The organism is Pedococcus sp. P2_E2 (assembly GCF_056403955.1).
This window is the reverse complement of the sequence record NZ_JBFUEM010000001.1, coordinates 1,069,900-1,088,641: the sequence shown is the minus strand read 5'-3', so window position 1 is coordinate 1,088,641 and position 18,742 is coordinate 1,069,900. Positions and strand designations below refer to the sequence as shown.

Sequence of the window (18,742 nt, the reverse complement as noted above, 5' to 3'; positions counted from 1 at the left end):
GTGGACGGCATTGGAGCAGGCTTCATCGTCCTGCTGATCCTGGTTGCCTTTGCGCTGATCGTGCTCTTCCGCACGGTGCGCATCGTGCCCCAGCAGACTGCCCTGATCATCGAGCGGCTCGGCCGCTACGCCCGCACACTCGAAGGCGGCATCCACTTCCTGGTGCCGTTCGTCGACAAGGTGCGCGCGAACGTCGACCTGCGCGAGCAGGTCGTGTCGTTCCCGCCCCAGCCGGTGATCACCTCGGACAACCTGGTCGTCAATATCGACACGGTCATCTACTACTCGGTCATCGACGCGAAGTCGGCCGTGTACGAGATCGCCAACTTCATCCAAGGCATCGAGCAGCTCACCGTCACCACCCTGCGCAACGTCATCGGCTCGCTCGACCTGGAGCAGACGCTGACCAGCCGCGACCAGATCAACGCCCAGCTGCGTGGTGTCCTCGACGAGGCGACGGGCAAGTGGGGCATCCGCGTCAACCGCGTCGAGCTCAAGGCCATCGACCCGCCGCACTCCGTGCAGGAGTCGATGGAGAAGCAGATGAAGGCAGAGCGTGAGCGCCGCGCCCAGATCCTGTACGCCGAGGGCACCAAGCAGTCCGCGATCCTCACGGCCGAAGGTGAGAAGCAGAGCCAGATCCTCCGGGCCGAGGGTTCGGCCCAGGCCCGCATCCTCGAGGCCCAGGGCCAGGCCCGCGCCATCCAGCAGGTCTTCGACGCGATCCACCGTGGCAAGCCCACGCAGAAGCTCCTGGCCTACCAGTACCTCCAGGTGCTCCCGCAGATCGCCCGTGGCGACGCCAACAAGATGTGGATCATCCCCAGCGAGCTGACGGACGCCCTGCGCGGCATCGGTGGGGCCCTGGGTGCCACGGACAAGCCCACTGGCCCGGACGGTGACGGCGAGGAGGAGTGGGTCGACCCCGGCCAGCTCGCCGACGCCTTCGACGAGACCGTTCTGGAGGACCCCATGCAGGCCCTTGCGGAGGCCCGCGGGCTCGCGGGGAAGGCCAGCCAGGAGGCCACCGAGCATGCGGCGCCGGTGAAGCGGGTCCAGCCCCCGATGAAGCCGCCGGCTGACACCGTGCCCGACTTCGAGCCGCCGGCCCCACCGGCTTCGCTGCCCGTGGAGCCGCCGCCGGCAGACGCGGACGAGGCGCCCAAGCCGCCGCCCGCCTGACCCCACCTCACAACACGGTATGCCGCCCACGCACCCGCGCGGGCGGCATACCTCTGTCTTGGACGGGCGACACCCGTCGCTAGGGTGACGTGGTGTCCGTCTTCGAAGCCCTCGGGATCTTCCTCGCAGGCCTGGCGGCGGGGACCATCAACACCGTGGTCGGGTCGGGCACCCTCATCACGTTCCCCACCCTGCTGTTCTTCGGCTACCCGCCAGTGGTGGCCAACGTGTCCAACACCGTCGGCCTGGTGGCCGGGGGAGTCACGGCAGTCCATGGCTACCGGGCCGAGCTCGAGGGCGCCGGGCGCACCCTCCTGCGGCTCGCACCCGCGTCCCTGCTCGGCGGCGTCATCGGTGCGGTGCTGCTCCTCGTGCTGCCCGCGGAGGCGTTCCAGGCGATCGTGCCGGTCCTGATCGGCCTGGGGCTGCTGCTGGTGGTGGTCGGTCCCCGCCTGCAGGCTCGGGCCGTCGAGCGCCACGAGGCGGGGGTCGCGCCGGCGTCGTGGCACGGCGCGGCCCTCACCGGGGGAGTCCTGGTCGCCGGCATCTACGGCGGCTACTTCGGTGCCGCCCAGGGCGTCATCCTGATGGGACTGATGAGCGCCCTGTCCAGCGAGCCCATCCAGCGGCTCAACGGGTTCAAGAACGTCCTCGCCACCATCGTCAACGCCGTGGCCGCCATCACCTTCATGGTGGTGGCGTGGGGCCGGATCGACTGGCTGGTGGCGCTGTTCATCGGGCTGGGCGCGTTCGCCGGCGGCTTCGTCGGCGCGAAGGTGGGCCGCCGGCTGCCCCCACTTGCGCTGCGCGCCGTCATCATCGTGGTGGGACTCGTCGGGATCATTAAGATCGTCTGGTTCAGCTGATGGAGTGGACTCCGGTCCTGCTGCTCGGTCTGGCCCTCTTCGCGGGAGCGTTCGTGCAGTCGTCGATCGGCTTCGGCATGGCCGTGGTCGCAGCCCCGTTCCTCGTGCTGTTCGCACCCGAGCTCATGCCGGGAGCCCTCCTGGTGACCAGCTTCTCGCTGCCGGTGGTCCAGCTCGTCCACGGGCCTCGCGACATCGCCTGGCGGCCACTGTCATGGGCCCTCGTGGCGCGGCTGCTGGTCATGCCGTTGGGCGTCGCAGCAGTGGCACTGCTGTCGGTGCGGGCGATCTCCGTCGTCACCGGTGTGCTCATCCTGCTCACGGTCGCCGCGTCGGTCTCGGCTCTCGAGGTGCGAACCACTCCGGTGAACTCGGCCGTGGCCGGCGCCATCGCAGGGTTCTCCGGCACTGCGGCCTCGATCGGCGGCCCGTTCCTGGCGCTCGTGCTGCAGCACGAACGCCCCACCCGCCTGCGCGCCACGCTGTCGGTCTTCTTCCTGGCTGGAGCCGCCATGGCGGTCGCCGGGCTGAGCTTTGCAGGGGAGTTCACCCGTGGACAGCTCGTGGCCGGCCTCGCCTGGATCCCGTTCATGGCCTTGGGGTATGCCGCGGCGGCTCCGGCCCGCGCCCGCCTCGACCGCGACCGGTTGCGCCGGGCGGTGCTCGCCTTCTGCGTCCTGGCCAGCGTGAGCGTCATCGTGCGCGCCCTCCTGTCCTGAGTGATCTAGCCTGCTCGCCGTGCCCATCACGATCACCAGCAGCGACGACGACCGCCTGACCGACTACGTCTCGCTCACCGACGTCGCGCTGCGGCGCAGGACCGAGCCCGAGCGCGGGCTCTACATCGCCGAGTCGGAGAAGGTCATCCGGCGGGCCCTGCAGGCCGGGCACCGACCGCGCAGCTACCTCATGGCCCAACGGTGGCTGACCGACCTGGCTGACCTGGTCGAGCAGGCCGAGGCCGGCGGCGTACCGGTCTTCGTCGGCGAGCACGACGTCATCGAACGGCTCACGGGGTTCCACCTGCACCGTGGGGCGCTTGCCTCGATGCAACGGCCCGAGCTGCCGAGCGTGGCGGACCTCGTCGCCGGCGCCCGACGGGTGCTGGTCCTCGAGGACATCGTCGACCACACCAACGTGGGCGCCGTCTTCCGCTCGGCCGCGGCCCTCGGGGTCGACGCGGTCCTCGTCACTCCCCGATGCGCAGATCCGTTGTACCGCCGGTCGATTCGAGTCTCGATGGGCACCGTCTTCCAGGTGCCGTGGACGCGCATCGACCCCTGGCCCGGCGGCATCGCCGACCTCCAGGCCGCTGGGTTCACCGTGGCCACCCTGGCCCTGGCCGACGACGCGGTGAGCCTCGACGAGCTGGCCGCCAACCCGCCAGAACGACTGGCACTCGTGCTCGGCACCGAGGGAGACGGGCTGTCCCACCACACCCTTGACGCGGCCGACCTGACGGTGACCATCCCCATGGCCGGGGGTGTGGACTCCCTCAACGTGGCCGCTGCGGGCGCGGTGGCCGCGTGGGCCCTGCGCCCCACGGGTCAGTCGACGAGGCGCTGAAGGAGGTCGCGCAGCTCGCTGGCCGGGTCCGCCGTGAGGCCTCCGTGCACCGGCCCGGGCTGGACCACAGTGCTCCGGGGCGCGCTGAGCCAGCCGAACCTGCGCCCGAGCCCACCCAGGGTGGGCAGCCCACCACCGGTGACGCCGCGGCATACCTGGCAGATGGTCTCCAGCGCCTGGTCGACGTCGTCGACGTCGACCTGGGGTGCGAAGGCGTGCAGCCTGACCGGGTCGACCCGGTAGGCCGCTTCGAGGAAGTCGGCGCCCTGGCTGTAGAGGACGAGCCCGACGTTGAGGAACTCCTCGCGCTCCACGCGGGGCACGCAGCGAAGCACGACGTACTGGTAGCCGTGGACGGTCATGACAGGTCCCCTGGAAGCCAGGCCGTCGGGTTCGCGACGCGGGCCAGGAGGTGCTCGACGTAGGCCGCTCGGACGGCTCGGGGCGTGTCGAGACCGGGTGCCTGCTCCAGCCAGCCGTCGGGCACCGCGTCGACGACGCCGGCAAGGAGCTCGGAGGTGATGGTGGGGGACAGCCGCTCGTGGGCGGCGCCGGTGCCGGAGGCGACATCGCGAAGGACGTGGGTGCTGGCATCGAAGGACTGGTCGGCGAATCGCTGTGGGTCGGCGCCCCGACTCGGCCAGCCGTGATGGAAGTACAGCGCCGCACCGTGGTCAATCAGCCACGGGTTGCGGTGCCAGACAAGGAGGTTGGGGTTGCTCCAGGTGCGGTCGACGTTGGCGGTGAAGGCGTCGAGCCACAGGATGTCGGCGGCCGTGTCGGGTGCGGGTGGCCGTGAGCCGTCGTACCCGAACGAGCCGGGCAGGAAGTCGATGCCGAGGTTGTGGCCGAGGCTGGCCGTGAGCAGGTCCTGGACCTCCTCGTCCGCTTCATACTTGGCAATCGGTGCCTGGAGGTCGACGACCACCATGCGGGGCACGTTGAGGTCGAGGGCGCGCGCCAGCTCGCCAACGATGACTTCGGCGACGAGGACCTTGACGCCCTGCCCCGCTCCGCGGAACTTCACGACGTAGGTGCCGAAGTCGTCGGCCTCGACGATGCCCGGCAGTGAGCCACCCTCCTTGAGGGGAGTGACGTAGCGCGTGGCGGTGATCTGGTCGAGCACGACGCCCAGCCTAGGGTGCTGCGCGCCGTGCCCGAGTCAGGTTGCTCAGGGGGCCAGGCAGGTGGCGTGGTTCAGCGCCGCGATCACGGCCTCGCGCCAGCTCAGCCCCGAGGTGGCCGTCCGGCAGGAGGCGCCACCGCAGTCGCACTGCCAGCGCCACGTGCCGGTCCCTGCCCGGTGCACGTGAGGGTGGTGGTGGGCCGTGTCCGCCCGGGTGTGGTGTCGCGTCTGCATGATCCTGCCCCCCTTGGCCGCGCCGCCCCTTGGCACGTCCTGACTCCCAAGAGGCCGGGCCTGGACCGGTGATACGTCGGATACGGCGTGTCGCGTGACCCGGTCGGGTGAGCGGTCACATCCGGCGGGACAGCGGCTACCGAAAGTCGCCCTCCGGTACGAGACCTTCGACGAACGAGGCGAAGTCGGCTGCGAGCAGCGTGATCCGGTAGTCGACCTCCTGGTCGACGTGCACGACTGTGGGCTCGCCCGAGCCGCGATAGTCGAGGGCAATCATGTCGTGCCCGGCAGAGGGACAATCTGCGAAGTAGACGCCTATGTCGGGATAGCCCCACTCCCGGACCCAGAAGCGGCTGCCGAGCTCCCCGCCAAGGCTGAAGGGCGCGGTCCGGCCGATCGCAGCGATGTTCGTGATGCCGACGTGATCCCTTGCCCACGTCGTCGGCGAGCCGGTCCGATGGGCATCCCGCGCGAGGCGACCGCCATTGTGCTTGCTCGCAAGACGCACGTACGCCTCGGGAAGTGTGACGCCGAGTTCGGCCTCCAACGACTGGATGAGGCTCGCTTCCGGTGCGGGCTCGAACGCGGCCGCGTCGTCGCAGAACAACCGTGCACTTCCCCCCATGCGAGCAACCTATCCGTCAGCGTGCACGTCAGGTGAGGTGGTTGCGCACCGCGTCGATCGTGTCGGCCTCCTCGGCCGTCTTGTCGTCGCGGTAGCGCAGCACCCGCGCGAACCGCAGCGCCATCCCCCCTGGATAGCGCGACGAGGTCTGGATGCCGTCGAAGGCGATCTCGACGACCTGTTCGGGACGGACGGGCACGACGTAGCCCTCGGTGCCGTCGGTGGCCAGCTCGGTGAACCGCTCCGTCTGCCAGGCCAGCATCTCGTCGGTCATGCCCTTGAACGTCTTCCTGCCACCATCGTGACCGATACTTTGGAGGTTGGAGAACCGCTCTCCCACGGTCCCGCCGTGGCGCCGAGGCAGCGCCGGACCTTCGGGGACTTTCATCAAGCCCTGAACTTTGCGAGGATCCGGACCTGACTGGGCCTGTAACGATCAGGTCCGAACCGGGAGGGGCTTCATGAGCAGCTCGTGGCTCTCGACACTGCTCGACCAAGAGCGAATCGAAACGGTGCAGGCAATCGCTGCGCGCACGGAGGATGTTAGAGGCCTCCCCGACAGGACCGGATCAGAGGTAGCCGAGGACTTCGGTAACCGCTATGCCCTCCGCTACTTGACCCCGTCTCAGTTGACCTCTTTCAACGCAGGAAGCGATCGGCCACATTGGGTGACGCCGACAGCCATCAGTCCCGACGATGTCGTGTCTTGGCTGGCGCTCTTCACCCCGGGCACGCCGCGTAAGCACGTTCTTCTACTCGACCTTAACGAAGTCGAAATCGTTAGGGGTCCCGCTTGGATACGGCTGGGTCAGGGAATCGAGTACTACCTTCCCAACGGCTTTCCGGGAGAAGCCGTCGTCCACGTCGGCGTTCTTGAAGTGAGGTAGTCATGGCAGCCGAGTCCTTCAAGGAACAGCAAGGTCTGCTCGCAGAGTGGGAAGCACGCCTACCGGGCGTGGTCTCCGAGGCGCGGGGCAACGAACCTTCGGAGGTTTCCTTCGGTGAGCGGCACGGTAGTTGGATCCTGAGCATCGCGTGGCACCAAGCTGACATGCTTCGAATCGCTGAACTCGCGATCACCAATCCCGAGGCTGTGCCGGACGACCAGACGGACGCGGTGGCTATCGAGGTCCGCGCATCGGCCACAACGGACGAACGGTTCGTCGTCGAGAAGCCGTATGAGAGTCGTCGATCGGTAAAGCGTATTCCGGATGACTTCCTTGCGTTGAGGCTGGCCACTGCGGTACGTCGAGCCGCTGCCTTCACCCCTCAAAACCTTCAGCAGACCTATGTGACGGGAGGGGGTCTCGACGAGAGTCTCGACGTCTGATTCCCGTCTCGGAACGCACCGAGAGGGCCTGGCGCCGCGCTGTACTCGCGGGCGGAACGAGCACGTCCAGGAACCGCGCGGATGATGCGCTCGGGCCCCATCGGGAGTCGGTGCGAGTGCGACGCGCCCGCCCAATACCAGGTGGCTCATTCTGGAAGCGCACCGCAATCTGCGTGTGGAAATACAGAATCTGTGAGATGTTCTGTACCTATCCACTAGGGGGACACATGGCTGAGGCGGAACTCGATCAGTTGCTGAAGCGGATGCCGGCGATCGCAGAGGCGGTCGAGAAGTTCACTTCCGAGGCGATTCAGAGTCAGGTGTTGGAAGCACTAATCGGCGCGTTCCAGGTGGGCGCGGGCTCCGACGACGACGAGGGCGTGACCGACGGATTGGCGTCCGGCGATAGCAAGGCGGACGCGCGTACCGTCACCGAGCCTTCCGGTCTCGCGGCCGCGAACGGCACGGGCACCGCGAAGCGCACAGCGCGTAAGTCCGCAGGTTCGCGAGCGAAGCAATCGTTCTCTCTCGACAAGGACCTGGACATGGTCCGAGGCGGTCCGAAGAGCCTCAAGAATTTCGTCGGCGAGAAGCAGCCAAAGACCGTGCTCGACAAGGTGCTCGTTTCCGTGTACTGGCTCACTCGGATTCTGGAAGGCGATCAGCCTGCCACGCTCGACCGCGTGTACACCTGCTTCAAGCACATGGAGTGGCCCATCCCGAGCGATCTGGCAAACACCGCTCAGCAGGCAGGCGCCAAGGGCTGGCTCGACAGCCGTAAGCGCGACGACATCAAGGTGGTCATTGGAGGCGAGAACCGGGTCGAGCACGAACTGCCCGCGGAGCCGAAGAAGTGACCCAGCCGACTCTGCTTGAGTTCCTCAGCCCCGTGCTGACTGGATCGCGTCGTGACATCTGCCTCGCCGCGATGCTCTATCTCAAGCATGCGCCCGACGGAATCACGGCGTCGGAGCTGAAGCAGGCGCTCACTGCCGCACGAGTCCCGAAGGCAAAACAGTTCAACGTCGCAGACGTTCTCGGAAAGGCTGGGGCGCTGGTGAAGGTGGAGCCTGGCACACGCCCACATCGGTGGTCGCTCACGACGTCCGGCGAGAGCCACGTCGCGGACTTGCTGGGGCTCCACGCGCCGCAACCTGAAGCGGTCAACGCCGCCGATGGTCTAACGGCGCTACTCGGACGAATCGGCGACGAGGTCATCAAGGGCTACGTCGAGGAAGCTCTGACTTGCTATCAGGTTGACGCACGGCGCGCTGCTGTCGTGTTCCTGTGGTCTGGAGCGATCCGACACCTTCAGCAAGCGGCCCTAGCCTACGGAACGTCCGTGATCAACCAGGCGATCCAGAAGCACGACCAGCGATCGAAGTCTGTTTCCAAGGTCGAGGACTTCTCTGGAGTCAAGGACGTCACCCAACTGCTCGCCTTCAGGGAAGTCGGTCTGCTCGACAAGGGCGAGTGGCAGACCCTCCAGGAGGGTTTGGATCTCCGGAACCGATGTGGCCACCCGACGCGCTACCGACCCGGCGCCGCCAAGGTCGCCGCGTTCATCGAGGACGTCATCAGCATCGTGTTCTAGCGCATTCCGGAGCGAGGCGGGGGAACCGGGATCCACTCCCAGAGCCCGAGCAGTCCGGACAGGGGACAGGAGCCTTCAGCGCGGGCCGCGGCCAGCGTCTCTCGGTTCTGGCATCCAGGAGCGCCGTCAATCCGGCATCCGGAGGCTCCCCAGGGCCGTCCTGCGCTGTCCGTTCGCTCCGCTTGGGCGACCGATTAGGGCACCGGCTTTTCCAGATGCGACCGAACCATGTCGATCGTGTCGGCTTGGTCCGGTTCCTTGTCATCCCGATAACGGACGACTCTGGCGAAGCGGAGCGCAGCGCCACCCCGGTAACGACTTGACCGCTGGACGCCGTCAAAGGCGATCTCGACGACCTGCTCCGGCCTCACGTAGACGACGTGACGATCGCGCTGAGTCTCGAGTGCAAGGAAGCGCTCGGTCTGCCACGCCAGCATCTCGTCGGTCATTCCCTTGAAGGTCTTTCCAACCATGGTCCAGCCGGGTTCGTAACGATCCTGCAAAGTCTTGCCCAACATCACGAGTCCGCCCGTATCTGGGTCGCGGGCACCGAGGTGGATGTTGGACAGCCACCCACGGCGTCGGCCGCTGCCCCACTCGACCGCGAGCACCACGAGGTCGAGCGTGTGCCGGGGCTTGACCTTCACCCAGCCCGCACCACGGCGGCCGGCGGCATAGGGCGCTGACGGGGCCTTGACCACGACGCCCTCGTGCCCATCGCCCACCAGGCGCCCGAAGAAGTCCCCTGCCTCTGTGGACGTGGCCGCGGTGATACGTGGCACCAGGGAGGGGCCGGGAACCAGCTCGGCGAGCCGGGCGAACCGCACCGAGGCCGGCAGCTCGAGCAGGTCCTCGCCGTCGACATGGAGCAGGTCGAAGAAGTACGGGGTGACCGGCACCCGGGCCCTCAGCTCGGGTACACCGGTGCTGCTCATCGTGCGGGACGCTGTTTCCTGGAACGGGCGGGGTCGCCCTGCGGCGTCGAGCGCGATGGCCTCGCCGTCGATGACGACGGTCCCGACGTCCAGTGCGAGGACTGCCTCGACCACCTCAGGTAGTCGATCGGTGATGTCGTCGAGCGAGCGCGTGAAGAGGCGCACCTCGTCGCCGTTGCGGTGTGCCTGGAGCCGGATGCCGTCGAGCTTGCCGTCGACCACGACCCCCTCGGTGGTGTCACCCACCTGTTCCCACGCGGCGTCGATGTCCGGGGCCGACGCCGCGAGCATCGGTCGCAGCGGTCGACCGACCTCGAGGTGGATCGCGGCCAGCGCGTCGGCGCCCCCGGTCAGGGCCGCAGCGGCCACCGGCCCGGCATGCCCTGCCAGCATCACCGCGCGCCTGACGTCGGCCTCCGGCAGCGCGGAGGCCGACGCGATCGCCGCCAGCACCACGCCGTCGAGAGCGCCCTGCCTCACCTGCCCGGTCACCAGCGCTCGGAGGTAGTCCTGCTCGGGTGCGGTCAGCCGGGCGAACAGGGCCCCCACCGCGGCTGCCCTGGTGGCCCCCGACCCCGAGCCCGAGATGGCGCCGATCGTGGTGAGGGCGGCGTCGACCTCCGCCACCGTGATGGTGGCCGAAGGCGCCGGCTCGGGGAGGGCGGACAGCCCGCGCCAGCTCACCCCCACGCGTCGCTGCGGCAGCACCCCCGAGAGGTATGCCGCGACCGTCGCCGCGTCGTGTGGGCCGGCCGCACGCAGCGCGTCGGCCACGGCTGCCGTCTTGGCCAGCCGGGACCGCGTCTCAGTGGCAGCACGCGAGGCGGCGACGACGTCAGCGAGGAGCACGGACCCACGCTAGTCTCGCCCGCCGACAGCGGAGGGGGATCAGCCGGCCAGCACGGTCTTCAGGTCGACGGACTCGAAGCCGTGGGCCTCGGCAACGGGTGCGTACGTCACTGCTCCGTCGTGCGTGTTGAGCCCCAGGGCGAGGGGCCCGTTGGCCCTCAGCGCGTCGCGCCATCCCTGGTTGGCGAGCTGCACGGCATACGGGAGGGTGACGTTGGTGAGGGCATAGGTGCTCGTGTGGGGCACCGCGCCCGGCATGTTCGCCACGCAGTAGAAGACCGAGTTGTGCACCTCGTAGGTGGGGTCGGCGTGCGTGGTCGGCCGCGAGTCCTCGAAGCAACCGCCCTGGTCGATCGAGATGTCGACGAGCACCGAGCCCGGCTTCATCCGGGAGACCTGCTCGTTGGTGACCAGCTTGGGTGCCTTGGCCCCGGGGACCAGCACCGCGCCGATGACCAGGTCCGCGTCGATGATGGCCCGCTCCACCTCGTAGGCGTTGGAGGCGACGGTCTGGCAGTGCCCCTGGTAGATGGCGTCCGCGTGCCTCAGCTTGGCGATGTCGCGGTCGAGCAGCAGCACCTCGGCCTGCATGCCCAGGGCGATCGCGGCGGCGTTCATGCCGGAGACCCCGGCCCCGATGACAACCACCTTTGCGGCATACACCCCGCTGACCCCGCCCATGAGGACGCCACGACCGCCCTGAGCCCGCATCAGGGTCTGAGCGCCGACCTGGGGAGCCAGCCTGCCGGCGACCTCGGACATCGGGGCGAGCAGCGGCAGCGAACGGTCCGGAAGCTCCACGGTCTCGTAGGCGATACCGGTGACCTTGCGCTTGACGAGCTCTTCAGTGAGGGGCTGGTCGGCGGCGAGGTGCAGGTAGGTGAAGAGGGTCTGGCCCTCGCGCATCCGGTGGTACTCCGGCTCGATCGGCTCCTTGACCTTGAGGATCAGGTCACCGGTGCCCCAGACGTCGTCCGCGGTGCCGAGGATCGTCGCACCCGCGGCGATGTAGTCCTCGTCGAGGATGGAGGAACCGACCCCCGCCTCCTTCTCGACGAAGACCTCGTGGCCGTTGACGACGAGCTCGTGCACACCCGATGGGGTGATGGCCACGCGGTACTCGTTGTTCTTGACCTCGCGCGGAATGCCGATCTTCATCTGGTCCTCCTGGTTGGTCCCTCACGCAGTGGTCCATCGCGTGTGACGGCGACGTCAGGCCGCCACCGCCCACCTTCCCAGATGCGCCATGGCGATGACACGTTTTCGCTGTTCAGCAGGTTTTCCGGACTTGCACCGTCGGCGTGCGTGGAGGCGTACCCTTTGCGTGAGTCCGGGTGCTGCGTCCCGGTCAGCCGCGCGCACGGAGCACTCATGGGCATGACACCTTCCTCCCTCGCCGTGGGGGAAGCGCGCGCCAGCAACGGCTACGTCCATGACGTGATGTTCTGGTCGCGTCCGGATGCGTTCGTCCACGACACCGCCGACTTCGTGCGCGGGGGGCTGCTGGCTGGCGAACGCGTCCTCGTGGCGCTCCCCGCACCTCGCCTGCAGGCGGTCCGGGCGGCCCTCGGCGACGAGGCCAGGCACGTGGACTTCGCCGCCATGGAACACCTCGGCGCCAACCCTGCACGGATCATCGCGGCGTGGGTCCAGTTCGTGACCGAGTCGGGGGACCGACCCTCGCGTGGGGTTGGTGAACCCCTCTGGGCGGGGCGGTCGAGTGTCGAGGTCAGCGAGTGCCAGCTGCACGAGGCCCTGCTCAACGACGCCATCCCGGCGTCGGCGCCGTTGTGGTTGCGCTGCCCCTACGAGGTCGGGGCGCTGCCTGATGAGGTCGTCGACGTCGCCCTGCACTCGCACCCGTGGGTGGCGCAGCCGAATGGCACGCCGACGGCGAACGAGTCCTACGCGGGAGGCGAGCAGGGTGCGTTGGCCTTTGCGACGCCGCTCCCGGATCCGCCGGTCACGAGCATCGTCCGGACCATCACGCACGAGACCCTGCGGTCCGTCCGCGACCTGGCCCTCCACGTGGCTCGCGTCTGCGGAGTCCCGCAGGAACGAGCCGAGGACCTCGGGCTCGCGCTCCACGAGCTGGGTGTCAACTCGGTCGTGCACGGCAACGGCGGCACCCTGCGACTGTGGCGCACGCCGGAGGCCTTGGTGTGCGAGGTCACCGACCGCGGTGTCGTGGCGGACCCCCTGACCGGGCGACTCGCCCCGAGCACCGAGGAGCCGGACGGCCGCGGGCTGTGGATGGTCAACCAGCTCTGCGACCTCGTGCAGCTGCGGTCGTGCGACACCGGGACGACCGTGCGGGTGCACACCTGGCTCTAGCCCGTCAGCCCCGCGTGGGGACGCGTGTGGGGGAGCCGCGTGTCGGGGAGCCGCGTGTCGGGGCCCCGTCAGGGGGCGACGGTGGACGAGTGGAGCAACGCGGCGATGAGGGCCGAACGCCAGGCCAGCGGGGCCTGTGCCGGCGTCCGGCACGATGCGCCACCGCACTCGCAGACCCAGATCCAGCCCCGCGCTCCGCGCAGGACGCGCGGGTGGTGGCTGGTGCTGCGGTGGATGGTGTGCGTGCTCACGTCTTCGACGGTAGAAGCCCGTCAGGTATGCCGTGCACGGACGCGCCGCGGATCGGCCGAGTTCACCCCATGGAAGGGCCGAACGGACGAGGCGGGGGTCAACCTCTCGGAACCCGCGGTGCTGAGCGCGAGGTCAGCTTGCCGGAGTGACCGTCAGGTTGTTGACCTTCACGATGGTGGAGTCGCTCATACCCAGGTAGACGCTGCCGTTGACCACGGCCACGGACTGGGCGCCGGTGGGTGCCGTGCTGAGCGCGGTCCACGAGCTGCCGTCGAGGCTGCGGTACAGGCCGGCGGAGGTCAGGGCGTAGATGTAGCCGTCACCCGGGACGGCCAGGTCGGAGAGTCCCCCGATCGCGGCGGTCACGGCGCTCACCCCGTTGAACGTGGTGACGCCGTAGGACGAGCCTCCCGCGCAGACGATCTTGTTCTTGAAGACCTCGACCCGGTTGGCCGCCACGGTCCCGCACGGCCGGTCGACCGACCCGGGGGAGACGGTCGACCAGGTGACCCCGTTGAAGGCGCGCAGGGGCGCACCTCCCGTGACACCGCTGGCCTGGAGGTACATCGTGCCGTTGATGGCGGCCGCCCAGTAGTAGCGCTCGTACCCGTTCTCGACGGCCGAGGTGTCCTTGGCGACCAGCTGCCAGGTCTGGCCCCCGTCGGTCGACCGGTAGGCACCCGCCCCGCCGCCCGCCACCGCGGGGTCGTACTGCCCGACCGAACCGACCATCCACAGGTCGTTCCCGGTCAGGGTGGCGACGTCGTAGACGTGAACTGCGGGGGCCTTCATCTGGTTGGTCCACGCACCGGTGGCGTTGGTCGCGTACCCGACGTTGGAGGTCCACGGAACGCGCGGGTCCGTCATCGGCGCGTAGAGCTTGCCACTGACCTTGCGGTAGACGCTGATCTCCTCGCTCGGCACCTCGAGCTGGCTTCCCGAGAACGCCTTGGTCGCGGGGTCGAACGTGTGCACCTGCTGTGGCCCGGTGTTCGCGTCGTAGTCGCCGTAGGCGACGTACAGCTTCCCGCCGTCGAGGCCGAGGTCGCGGATGAGGTGACCCGCGGCGGTGGGTTGTGCCGCAGCGAACGGGTCGGTGCCCACCACGGTCGTCGTGTGCGACGGAACGGGTGTCGGCTTGACCGGCTTGGCCGCCTGGGCGGGACTTGCGGCGACGATCGCCACGGCTGCGACGACGGTGGCGAGGACGGCAGGTGCTGCGTTGCGGAGATGCATACGAACTCCCACTATGGGTGCCGTTGGTCCAATGCCACGGCAGGTCGCCGGACACAGCATGGCCGACCCGGTAGGGGCCGCGCCACTACCAGCCTTGCGCGCCTTCAACCCCATGCAAACGTCTTTACCAAACCTTTAATGAGTTGTTCTGCTGTTTACCGAACGCAGCCCAAATCATCATGGTTTCCTCTTCACATCCAGAAGGAAGAAACCCTTCCATTTCGGCTCACGCGGGGAGCGTCCATGGCAAATGAACTCGGCATCGTCATCGAAGAGCGGCTGCGCGAGAAGGGGTGGTCCGTCTCGCAGTTCACGTTCGAGAGCGGCCTGAGCCCGGAGGTCGTCGTCAACCTGGTCGGCCCGGAGCAGCTGTCCGCCATGCCCGACGAGTCGACGCTCTCGCGGCTCTCGAAAGCCCTTGACCTGCCCTACCGTCAGCTGGTGGTGGCGGCCGGGATCGCGTGTGGTCTGCCGAAGAACCAGGAGGGTGAGCCCACGTTCGTCCTGCGGTTCGTGTCGAACCAGGAGCTGGTCAACGAGCTGCGTCGCCGGCTCGTGCGGGGTCGGAACACCGGCGATGCCCGGCAGCGACGACTGACGCACCTCGCGCTGATGCAGACCGCCCTGGTGAGCGAGGCGAGCTGACCCCGGTGGACGCACAGCGCGCATCCACACCCGCTTGACCGGTACATTCGGGGACAAACCCCGTGAAACGGCGGTAGGCGAAACCGTTCCTGGGCCCCCCGGAGGAAGGGTGACGCGTGCTCGCACTGGACACAGCGTGGCTTCGGACGCGGATCCAGCTCGAACGCGAGGTGGTGACCCGCGAGTCACTCGCGGGGGCGCTGGAACACCGGCTGCACGGCCCTGAAGTCGACCATGGGGAACTTCGACGGGGATGCGACTATGCCGCCGAGGTCGGGCTTGCCGCGGTCCTGTGTCGTCCCGAGCACCTGGCCACCGCGGCCCGCCGACTCACTGGGAGCGGAACAGCGCCCGTGACGGCTCTTGCCTTCCATGACAGGCCGTCGCAGTTCCATGACCCGGTCGACCTCGCTGCCGAAGCCATGGAACTGGTGTCCCTCGGCGCCTCAGAGGTCGCCTTGGTCGTCGCACCCGGGCGCGAGAACGACTGCCTGCACCTGATTGCCGAGCAGGTCGACGCGGTCGTGGAGGCCGTGACGCCGCAGGCCGGCAAGGTGCGCGCCCTGATCGACACGACGGACGCCTCCAAGGACCAGCTGACCGCGTGCACGGCGCTGCTCGGGGCGGCGGGGGCGGTGCTCGTCCAAGGGGGGTCGTTCCGCGGCGACCGCGCGACCTTCTCCCAGATCGAGGCCATGCGTCACACGCTTCCCGCCGCGGTCCTGCTGAAGTGGACACAGCCGCTGAGGTCGGTCGAGATGATGCTCGTCTGCATGGCCTTGGGCGTCAACCGGTTCAACGGCGACGTCCCGGCCCTCTTGGCAGAGGCAAAGCGGAGCACGCAGCGTGCACCGCTCATGCTCCCGATCTACGGCGTGGACTTCTGACGTGAAGAACGACCCCGACGATCAAGCGTGTCGGGGTCGTTCCGTGTGGTGTCCGGAGGGGGACTTGAACCCCCACGCCCGTTAAGGGCACTAGCACCTCAAGCTAGCGCGTCTGCCATTCCGCCACCCGGACAAGGTGCTGAGCAGGCCCCTTGGGGAGCGCCTGCTGCGACCCGGAACGATAGCACGCAGCACACCGCATCTCCCAAACGGCCCAGCCCCCAACGGATCCCGTGGAACGACCGGCCGCGTTGCATACCCAACGCCCTTAGTCTGGACGGCATGAGCGAGGTCACCGAGTCCGCCACCACTCCCGTCGACGAGGTCGTGCGGCTGTGCCGTGACCTGATCCGGATCGACAGCACCAACTACGGCGACGGCTCCGGACCCGGCGAGCGCGAGGCCGCCGAGTACGTCGTGGCCCAGCTCCGCGAGGTCGGCCTCGAACCCACCGTCATCGAGAGCGACCCCGGACGCACCAGCGTCGTGGTCCGGATCGAGGGTGAGGACCGCGACCGCCCGGCCCTGTGCATCCACGGTCACCTGGACGTCGTACCCGCCAACGCCGCCGACTGGCAGGTCGACCCGCTCGCGGCCGAGCTCAGGGACGGCTGCATCTGGGGCCGCGGCGCGGTCGACATGAAGGACATGGACGCCATGATCCTGGCCAACATCCGCGACCTGGCCCGCCGCGGTGCCAAACCCCCGCGCGACATCGTGTTCGCCTTCTTCGCCGACGAGGAGGCCGGAGGTGTCAAGGGGAGCCACTACGTGGTCGACCACCACCCGGAGCTCTTCGAGGGTGTGTCGGAAGCGGTCTCGGAGGTCGGTGGCTACAGCGTCACGGTGCCGACCGCCGGGGGCGACACCCGGGCCTACCTGGTCCAGACCGCCGAGAAGGGCATCCTGTGGCTCCGCCTCACCGCCCGCGGACGGGCCGGTCATGGTTCGGTGCCCAACGACGAGAACGCCCTGGTGCGCCTGGCCGAAGCCATCACCCGCATCAACGAGCACAAGTGGCCACGGGAGTACATCGCCTCGGTGCGCGAGCTCCTGGACGGGCTTTCCGCCGTCACCGGCACGTCCTATTCCGACGAGGACCTCGACGACCTGCTCGACCACCTCGGGGGTGCGCAGGGATTCGTGAGGGGGACGCTGCAGGACACCGCCAACTTCACCATGGCCGAGGCGGGGTACAAGCACAACGTCATCCCGCAGAGCGCCTGCGCCTCGCTCGACTGCCGGTTCCTCCCGGGCCACGACGACGACCTCCTCGACACCATCCGGGAACTCGCGGGTGAGCACGTGGAGGTCGAGGTCGTGCACCGTGACATCGCGCTCGACGCCCCCTTCGAGGGGCCGCTCGTCGAGGCGATGAAGGCGGCCCTGCTCGCCGAGGATCCCGGTGCCGAGGTGCTGCCCTACTGCCTGTCCGGGGGGACCGACAACAAGGCGCTGAGCACCCTCGGCATCACGGGGTACGGGTTCGCCCCTCTCCAGTTGCCGGCTGACCTCGACTTCGCGCCCATGTTCCACGGCATCGACGAGCGGGTGCCGGTCTCGGCCCTCGAGTTCGGGACCAAGGTGCTCCAGCGCTTCATCGCCACCTGCTGACCGCGCACAAATCCCTGCTGCAGCCGTATCCCCGCGGTCCGGCCCGTCGTTGAGCAGTCCGTAGTGGACACACGCGAAGGGCGGACGGTCATGGGGACTGGTCAACGGATCAGTGGCGTTGCTCGGCTCGGCGCGGTCCTGGCCCTCGCGGGAGGGGTGGTTCTCCTCGGTGAGGGTGGCGCCCATGCTGCCCCCCAGGTGGTGCCTGACCCCGTTGGCGCGGTGGTCGGCACCGCGACCAGCCTCGTGCCGGCGCCGCCACCTTCCGGCCCGACCACGCCGGTGACCCAGGTCATCGGCGCCGTCAAGGGTGCCCTGGAGAGTCCTTCGGGGAAGGGGTCCGGCAGCGCTCCACAGCGGAGCACCCCGGCTCGCACCGCGCCGGGGACGAGCGCGTCGTCACCGGCGGCCAGCTCCTCGGCCGCGCGCGTCGGCGCAGCACCCGCTGCGGACGGTGACACCGTCGTGGGCGCGGACGTCACCGTGCGGAACCTGCTGGGGGCGTGCGTACGGCTGACCCGCGCCGGTGTGCCGGCCCGCACCACGATCGTCGTGCTCGACCGCAACCTCCTCGACGAGCTCAGGGCTGTGGGGCTGCCCGTGGAACGCTTGCTCGTGCCCTGCCCGGCCGGAGCGTCAGTCGGCACCTCCCAGGGATCCACCGGCGGCACCACCAGCGCGGCCGCCACGTCAGCCAACCCGACGGGGAGCGCAGCGAGGGTTGGTGTCTCGGGGTTGCTCGCGTTCACGGGCGCCGACCTCGCACCCACCGTGCTGCTGGCCAGCGGCTTGATCGCCCTCGGGATCGCCTTTCTGCGCAAGGCCCACGGGCTCGTCGACTACCGGGCAGCGAGCACGAACAACGCCTGACCGGAGGTCGGCACCGACTCCCGCCATCCCTCGTCAGATGGGGCGCGGCGCCCGGATGATCTTGCGGCGCAACCAGGTCCGTTGCAGACCACCGAGGTAGATCCGGGTGCGGTGCAGCTCCCAGTGGCCGTACTCGGCGTGCTCGGTCAGCGTCCGGCGAATGTCGGATCGCGAATCTGTTCGGGTGAAGCTCACCACGCGGTACTCGTACTCAACCATCGTCCGCCATTTTGCCGTAGAACCCGATACCGTCGAGCCATGACCGCAGACCCGCGTGGCGCGCTGGCCAACCTCATGACCGCCTTCGAGCGGCACCTCGAGGCATCGGCATCCAAGCGGGGCGAGGAAGACCCAACGGTCATCGCAGCCTACGACGACCTGGCCGACGCGTTCGCGACCTACGACGACGCCCTCCTGCAGGCGTACGGCGAGATGACGCCGCTCGACATCTATGACGGCGACGACGACGACGACGATGACGAAGATGCCGAAGACGACGAGGACGACGACGAGGAGCTGGACGACCATCCCGACGAGGACGGCGACGGCGGTGTCTACTCAGGACTGGACGACGCGGACTACGACGAGTCCTGACGC

23 protein-coding genes, 1 tRNA gene and 1 pseudogene are annotated in these 18,742 nt (G+C 68.7%); 14 read left to right on the top strand and 11 right to left on the bottom strand.

From position 1 onward, the window contains the following. The first annotated feature begins 9 nt into the window (after positions 1-9). The 4 genes from AC1DWR_RS05180 to AC1DWR_RS05165 all read left to right on the top strand — a co-directional run bounded on the left by AC1DWR_RS05180 (position 10) and on the right by AC1DWR_RS05165 (position 3,614). Positions 10-1,182: an SPFH domain-containing protein gene (locus AC1DWR_RS05180; RefSeq protein ID WP_477613421.1), complete on the top strand. Its 1,173-nt coding sequence runs from the start codon at positions 10-12 to the stop codon at positions 1,180-1,182. 92 nt (positions 1,183-1,274) lie between these two features. Beyond that, positions 1,275-2,048, top strand: coding sequence for a sulfite exporter TauE/SafE family protein (locus AC1DWR_RS05175; protein WP_477612876.1), 774 nt, complete (start codon positions 1,275-1,277; stop codon positions 2,046-2,048). Further along, complete coding sequence (locus tag AC1DWR_RS05170; RefSeq protein ID WP_477612877.1) at positions 2,048-2,767, top strand: TSUP family transporter; 720 nt, start codon at positions 2,048-2,050, stop codon at positions 2,765-2,767. Before AC1DWR_RS05175 ends, AC1DWR_RS05170 begins: the two co-directional genes overlap by 1 nt. Positions 2,768-2,786: 19 nt before the next feature. Next, positions 2,787-3,614 carry a TrmH family RNA methyltransferase gene (locus AC1DWR_RS05165; RefSeq protein ID WP_477612878.1) on the top strand — a complete coding sequence of 276 codons (828 nt, stop codon included), beginning with the start codon at positions 2,787-2,789 and terminating at the stop codon, positions 3,612-3,614. Here the strand turns inward: AC1DWR_RS05165 and AC1DWR_RS05160 are convergent. The 5 genes and pseudogenes from AC1DWR_RS05160 to AC1DWR_RS05140 form a co-directional block, all read right to left on the bottom strand. Then, on the bottom strand, positions 3,596-3,976 hold the full coding sequence (locus tag AC1DWR_RS05160; protein ID WP_477612879.1) for a DUF3037 domain-containing protein: 381 nt from the start codon (positions 3,974-3,976) through the stop codon (positions 3,596-3,598). The two genes, AC1DWR_RS05165 and AC1DWR_RS05160, sit on opposite strands and share 19 nt — an antisense overlap. Next, positions 3,973-4,740: a HipA family kinase gene (locus AC1DWR_RS05155; RefSeq protein ID WP_477612880.1), complete on the bottom strand. Its 768-nt coding sequence runs from the start codon at positions 4,738-4,740 to the stop codon at positions 3,973-3,975. The genes AC1DWR_RS05160 and AC1DWR_RS05155 overlap by 4 nt, the downstream gene beginning before the upstream one ends. 45 nt (positions 4,741-4,785) lie before the next feature. Beyond that, the gene (locus AC1DWR_RS05150) at positions 4,786-4,974 is read right to left on the bottom strand and encodes a hypothetical protein (protein ID WP_477612881.1); all 189 of its coding nucleotides are present in this window, start codon (positions 4,972-4,974) and stop codon (positions 4,786-4,788) included. 136 nt (positions 4,975-5,110) lie between these two features. Further along, the gene (locus AC1DWR_RS05145) at positions 5,111-5,599 is read right to left on the bottom strand and encodes an SMI1/KNR4 family protein (RefSeq protein ID WP_477612882.1); all 489 of its coding nucleotides are present in this window, start codon (positions 5,597-5,599) and stop codon (positions 5,111-5,113) included. Between the two features lie 28 nt (positions 5,600-5,627). Beyond that, positions 5,628-5,888: pseudogene (locus AC1DWR_RS05140) on the bottom strand (ATP dependent DNA ligase); the annotation flags it as partial. Between the two features lie 172 nt (positions 5,889-6,060). On the opposite strand from AC1DWR_RS05140, the gene AC1DWR_RS05135 reads away from it, so the two are divergent. The 4 genes from AC1DWR_RS05135 (at position 6,061) to AC1DWR_RS05120 (ending at position 8,523) form a co-directional block, all read left to right on the top strand. Further along, on the top strand, positions 6,061-6,486 hold the full coding sequence (locus AC1DWR_RS05135) for a hypothetical protein (RefSeq protein ID WP_477612883.1): 426 nt from the start codon (positions 6,061-6,063) through the stop codon (positions 6,484-6,486). Between the two features lie 2 nt (positions 6,487-6,488). After that, positions 6,489-6,929 (top strand): hypothetical protein, encoded by a 441-nt coding sequence (locus tag AC1DWR_RS05130; protein WP_477612884.1) that lies wholly within the window; start codon positions 6,489-6,491, stop codon positions 6,927-6,929. A 227-nt stretch (positions 6,930-7,156) separates the two neighbouring features. Next, entirely contained in the window at positions 7,157-7,786 is a 630-nt protein-coding gene (locus AC1DWR_RS05125; protein ID WP_477612885.1) for a hypothetical protein, read from the top strand. Next, positions 7,783-8,523: a hypothetical protein gene (locus AC1DWR_RS05120; RefSeq protein WP_477612886.1), complete on the top strand. Its 741-nt coding sequence runs from the start codon at positions 7,783-7,785 to the stop codon at positions 8,521-8,523. Before AC1DWR_RS05125 ends, AC1DWR_RS05120 begins: the two co-directional genes overlap by 4 nt. 194 nt (positions 8,524-8,717) lie before the next feature. Here AC1DWR_RS05120 and AC1DWR_RS05115 read toward each other — a convergent pair whose 3' ends face one another. Together AC1DWR_RS05115 and ald are read right to left on the bottom strand one after the other, a co-directional pair. Further along, entirely contained in the window at positions 8,718-10,307 is a 1,590-nt protein-coding gene (locus tag AC1DWR_RS05115; protein ID WP_477623794.1) for an ATP-dependent DNA ligase, read from the bottom strand. 39 nt (positions 10,308-10,346) lie between these two features. Next, positions 10,347-11,465 (bottom strand): alanine dehydrogenase, encoded by a 1,119-nt coding sequence (gene ald, locus AC1DWR_RS05110; protein WP_477612888.1) that lies wholly within the window; start codon positions 11,463-11,465, stop codon positions 10,347-10,349. Positions 11,466-11,684: 219 nt separating this feature from the next. Here ald and AC1DWR_RS05105 point away from each other — a divergent pair, with 219 nt between their 5' ends. After that, the gene (locus AC1DWR_RS05105) at positions 11,685-12,641 is read left to right on the top strand and encodes an anti-sigma factor RsbA family regulatory protein (protein ID WP_477623793.1); all 957 of its coding nucleotides are present in this window, start codon (positions 11,685-11,687) and stop codon (positions 12,639-12,641) included. Between the two features lie 68 nt (positions 12,642-12,709). Here AC1DWR_RS05105 and AC1DWR_RS05100 read toward each other — a convergent pair whose 3' ends face one another. Next, positions 12,710-12,892, bottom strand: a complete 183-nt coding sequence (locus AC1DWR_RS05100; RefSeq protein WP_477612890.1) for a hypothetical protein — start codon at positions 12,890-12,892, stop codon at positions 12,710-12,712. A gap of 133 nt (positions 12,893-13,025) precedes the next feature. Beyond that, positions 13,026-14,129 (bottom strand): beta propeller repeat protein, encoded by a 1,104-nt coding sequence (locus AC1DWR_RS05095; RefSeq protein ID WP_477623792.1) that lies wholly within the window; start codon positions 14,127-14,129, stop codon positions 13,026-13,028. 243 nt (positions 14,130-14,372) lie between these two features. On the opposite strand from AC1DWR_RS05095, the gene AC1DWR_RS05090 reads away from it, so the two are divergent. Both AC1DWR_RS05090 and AC1DWR_RS05085 read left to right on the top strand, forming a co-directional pair. Next, positions 14,373-14,774 carry a hypothetical protein gene (locus AC1DWR_RS05090; RefSeq protein WP_477623791.1) on the top strand — a complete coding sequence of 134 codons (402 nt, stop codon included), beginning with the start codon at positions 14,373-14,375 and terminating at the stop codon, positions 14,772-14,774. A 116-nt stretch (positions 14,775-14,890) separates the two neighbouring features. Next, positions 14,891-15,661, top strand: a complete 771-nt coding sequence (locus AC1DWR_RS05085) for a hypothetical protein (RefSeq protein WP_477623790.1) — start codon at positions 14,891-14,893, stop codon at positions 15,659-15,661. A gap of 46 nt (positions 15,662-15,707) precedes the next feature. On the opposite strand, the gene AC1DWR_RS05080 is transcribed toward AC1DWR_RS05085, so the two are convergent. After that, positions 15,708-15,794, bottom strand: a tRNA-Leu gene (locus AC1DWR_RS05080). Between the two features lie 149 nt (positions 15,795-15,943). On the opposite strand from AC1DWR_RS05080, the gene AC1DWR_RS05075 reads away from it, so the two are divergent. Both AC1DWR_RS05075 and AC1DWR_RS05070 read left to right on the top strand, forming a co-directional pair. After that, positions 15,944-17,275, top strand: a complete 1,332-nt coding sequence (locus AC1DWR_RS05075) for a M20/M25/M40 family metallo-hydrolase (protein WP_477623789.1) — start codon at positions 15,944-15,946, stop codon at positions 17,273-17,275. A 90-nt stretch (positions 17,276-17,365) separates the two neighbouring features. Next, positions 17,366-18,145, top strand: coding sequence for a hypothetical protein (locus tag AC1DWR_RS05070; protein ID WP_477623788.1), 780 nt, complete (start codon positions 17,366-17,368; stop codon positions 18,143-18,145). A gap of 33 nt (positions 18,146-18,178) precedes the next feature. Here the strand turns inward: AC1DWR_RS05070 and AC1DWR_RS05065 are convergent, their stop codons facing one another. Beyond that, on the bottom strand, positions 18,179-18,364 hold the full coding sequence (locus AC1DWR_RS05065) for a DUF5703 family protein (protein ID WP_477612896.1): 186 nt from the start codon (positions 18,362-18,364) through the stop codon (positions 18,179-18,181). A 39-nt stretch (positions 18,365-18,403) separates the two neighbouring features. Between AC1DWR_RS05065 and AC1DWR_RS05060 the strand changes: the two genes are divergently transcribed. Further along, positions 18,404-18,739, top strand: a complete 336-nt coding sequence (locus AC1DWR_RS05060; RefSeq protein ID WP_477612897.1) for a hypothetical protein — start codon at positions 18,404-18,406, stop codon at positions 18,737-18,739. Positions 18,740-18,742: the final 3 nt, after the last annotated feature.

Excerpts from the sequence above, each read along its gene's own strand:
- AC1DWR_RS05125 (WP_477612885.1), top strand. The coding sequence starts at position 7,157 with ATGGCTGAGGCGGAACTCGATCAGTTGCTGAAGCGGATGCCGGCGATC.
- AC1DWR_RS05160 (WP_477612879.1), bottom strand. The coding sequence starts at position 3,976 with ATGACCGTCCACGGCTACCAGTACGTCGTGCTTCGCTGCGTGCCCCGC.
- AC1DWR_RS05095 (WP_477623792.1), bottom strand. The coding sequence starts at position 14,129 with ATGCATCTCCGCAACGCAGCACCTGCCGTCCTCGCCACCGTCGTCGCA.
- AC1DWR_RS05090 (WP_477623791.1), top strand. The coding sequence starts at position 14,373 with ATGGCAAATGAACTCGGCATCGTCATCGAAGAGCGGCTGCGCGAGAAG.
- AC1DWR_RS05065 (WP_477612896.1), bottom strand. The coding sequence starts at position 18,364 with ATGGTTGAGTACGAGTACCGCGTGGTGAGCTTCACCCGAACAGATTCG.
- ald (WP_477612888.1), bottom strand. The coding sequence starts at position 11,465 with ATGAAGATCGGCATTCCGCGCGAGGTCAAGAACAACGAGTACCGCGTG.
- AC1DWR_RS05070 (WP_477623788.1), top strand. The coding sequence starts at position 17,366 with ATGGGGACTGGTCAACGGATCAGTGGCGTTGCTCGGCTCGGCGCGGTC.
- AC1DWR_RS05075 (WP_477623789.1), top strand. The coding sequence starts at position 15,944 with ATGAGCGAGGTCACCGAGTCCGCCACCACTCCCGTCGACGAGGTCGTG.
- AC1DWR_RS05135 (WP_477612883.1), top strand. The coding sequence starts at position 6,061 with ATGAGCAGCTCGTGGCTCTCGACACTGCTCGACCAAGAGCGAATCGAA.
- AC1DWR_RS05105 (WP_477623793.1), top strand. The coding sequence starts at position 11,685 with ATGACACCTTCCTCCCTCGCCGTGGGGGAAGCGCGCGCCAGCAACGGC.
- AC1DWR_RS05130 (WP_477612884.1), top strand. The coding sequence starts at position 6,489 with ATGGCAGCCGAGTCCTTCAAGGAACAGCAAGGTCTGCTCGCAGAGTGG.
- AC1DWR_RS05150 (WP_477612881.1), bottom strand. The coding sequence starts at position 4,974 with ATGCAGACGCGACACCACACCCGGGCGGACACGGCCCACCACCACCCT.
- AC1DWR_RS05060 (WP_477612897.1), top strand. The coding sequence starts at position 18,404 with ATGACCGCAGACCCGCGTGGCGCGCTGGCCAACCTCATGACCGCCTTC.
- AC1DWR_RS05170 (WP_477612877.1), top strand. The coding sequence starts at position 2,048 with ATGGAGTGGACTCCGGTCCTGCTGCTCGGTCTGGCCCTCTTCGCGGGA.
- AC1DWR_RS05145 (WP_477612882.1), bottom strand. The coding sequence starts at position 5,599 with ATGGGGGGAAGTGCACGGTTGTTCTGCGACGACGCGGCCGCGTTCGAG.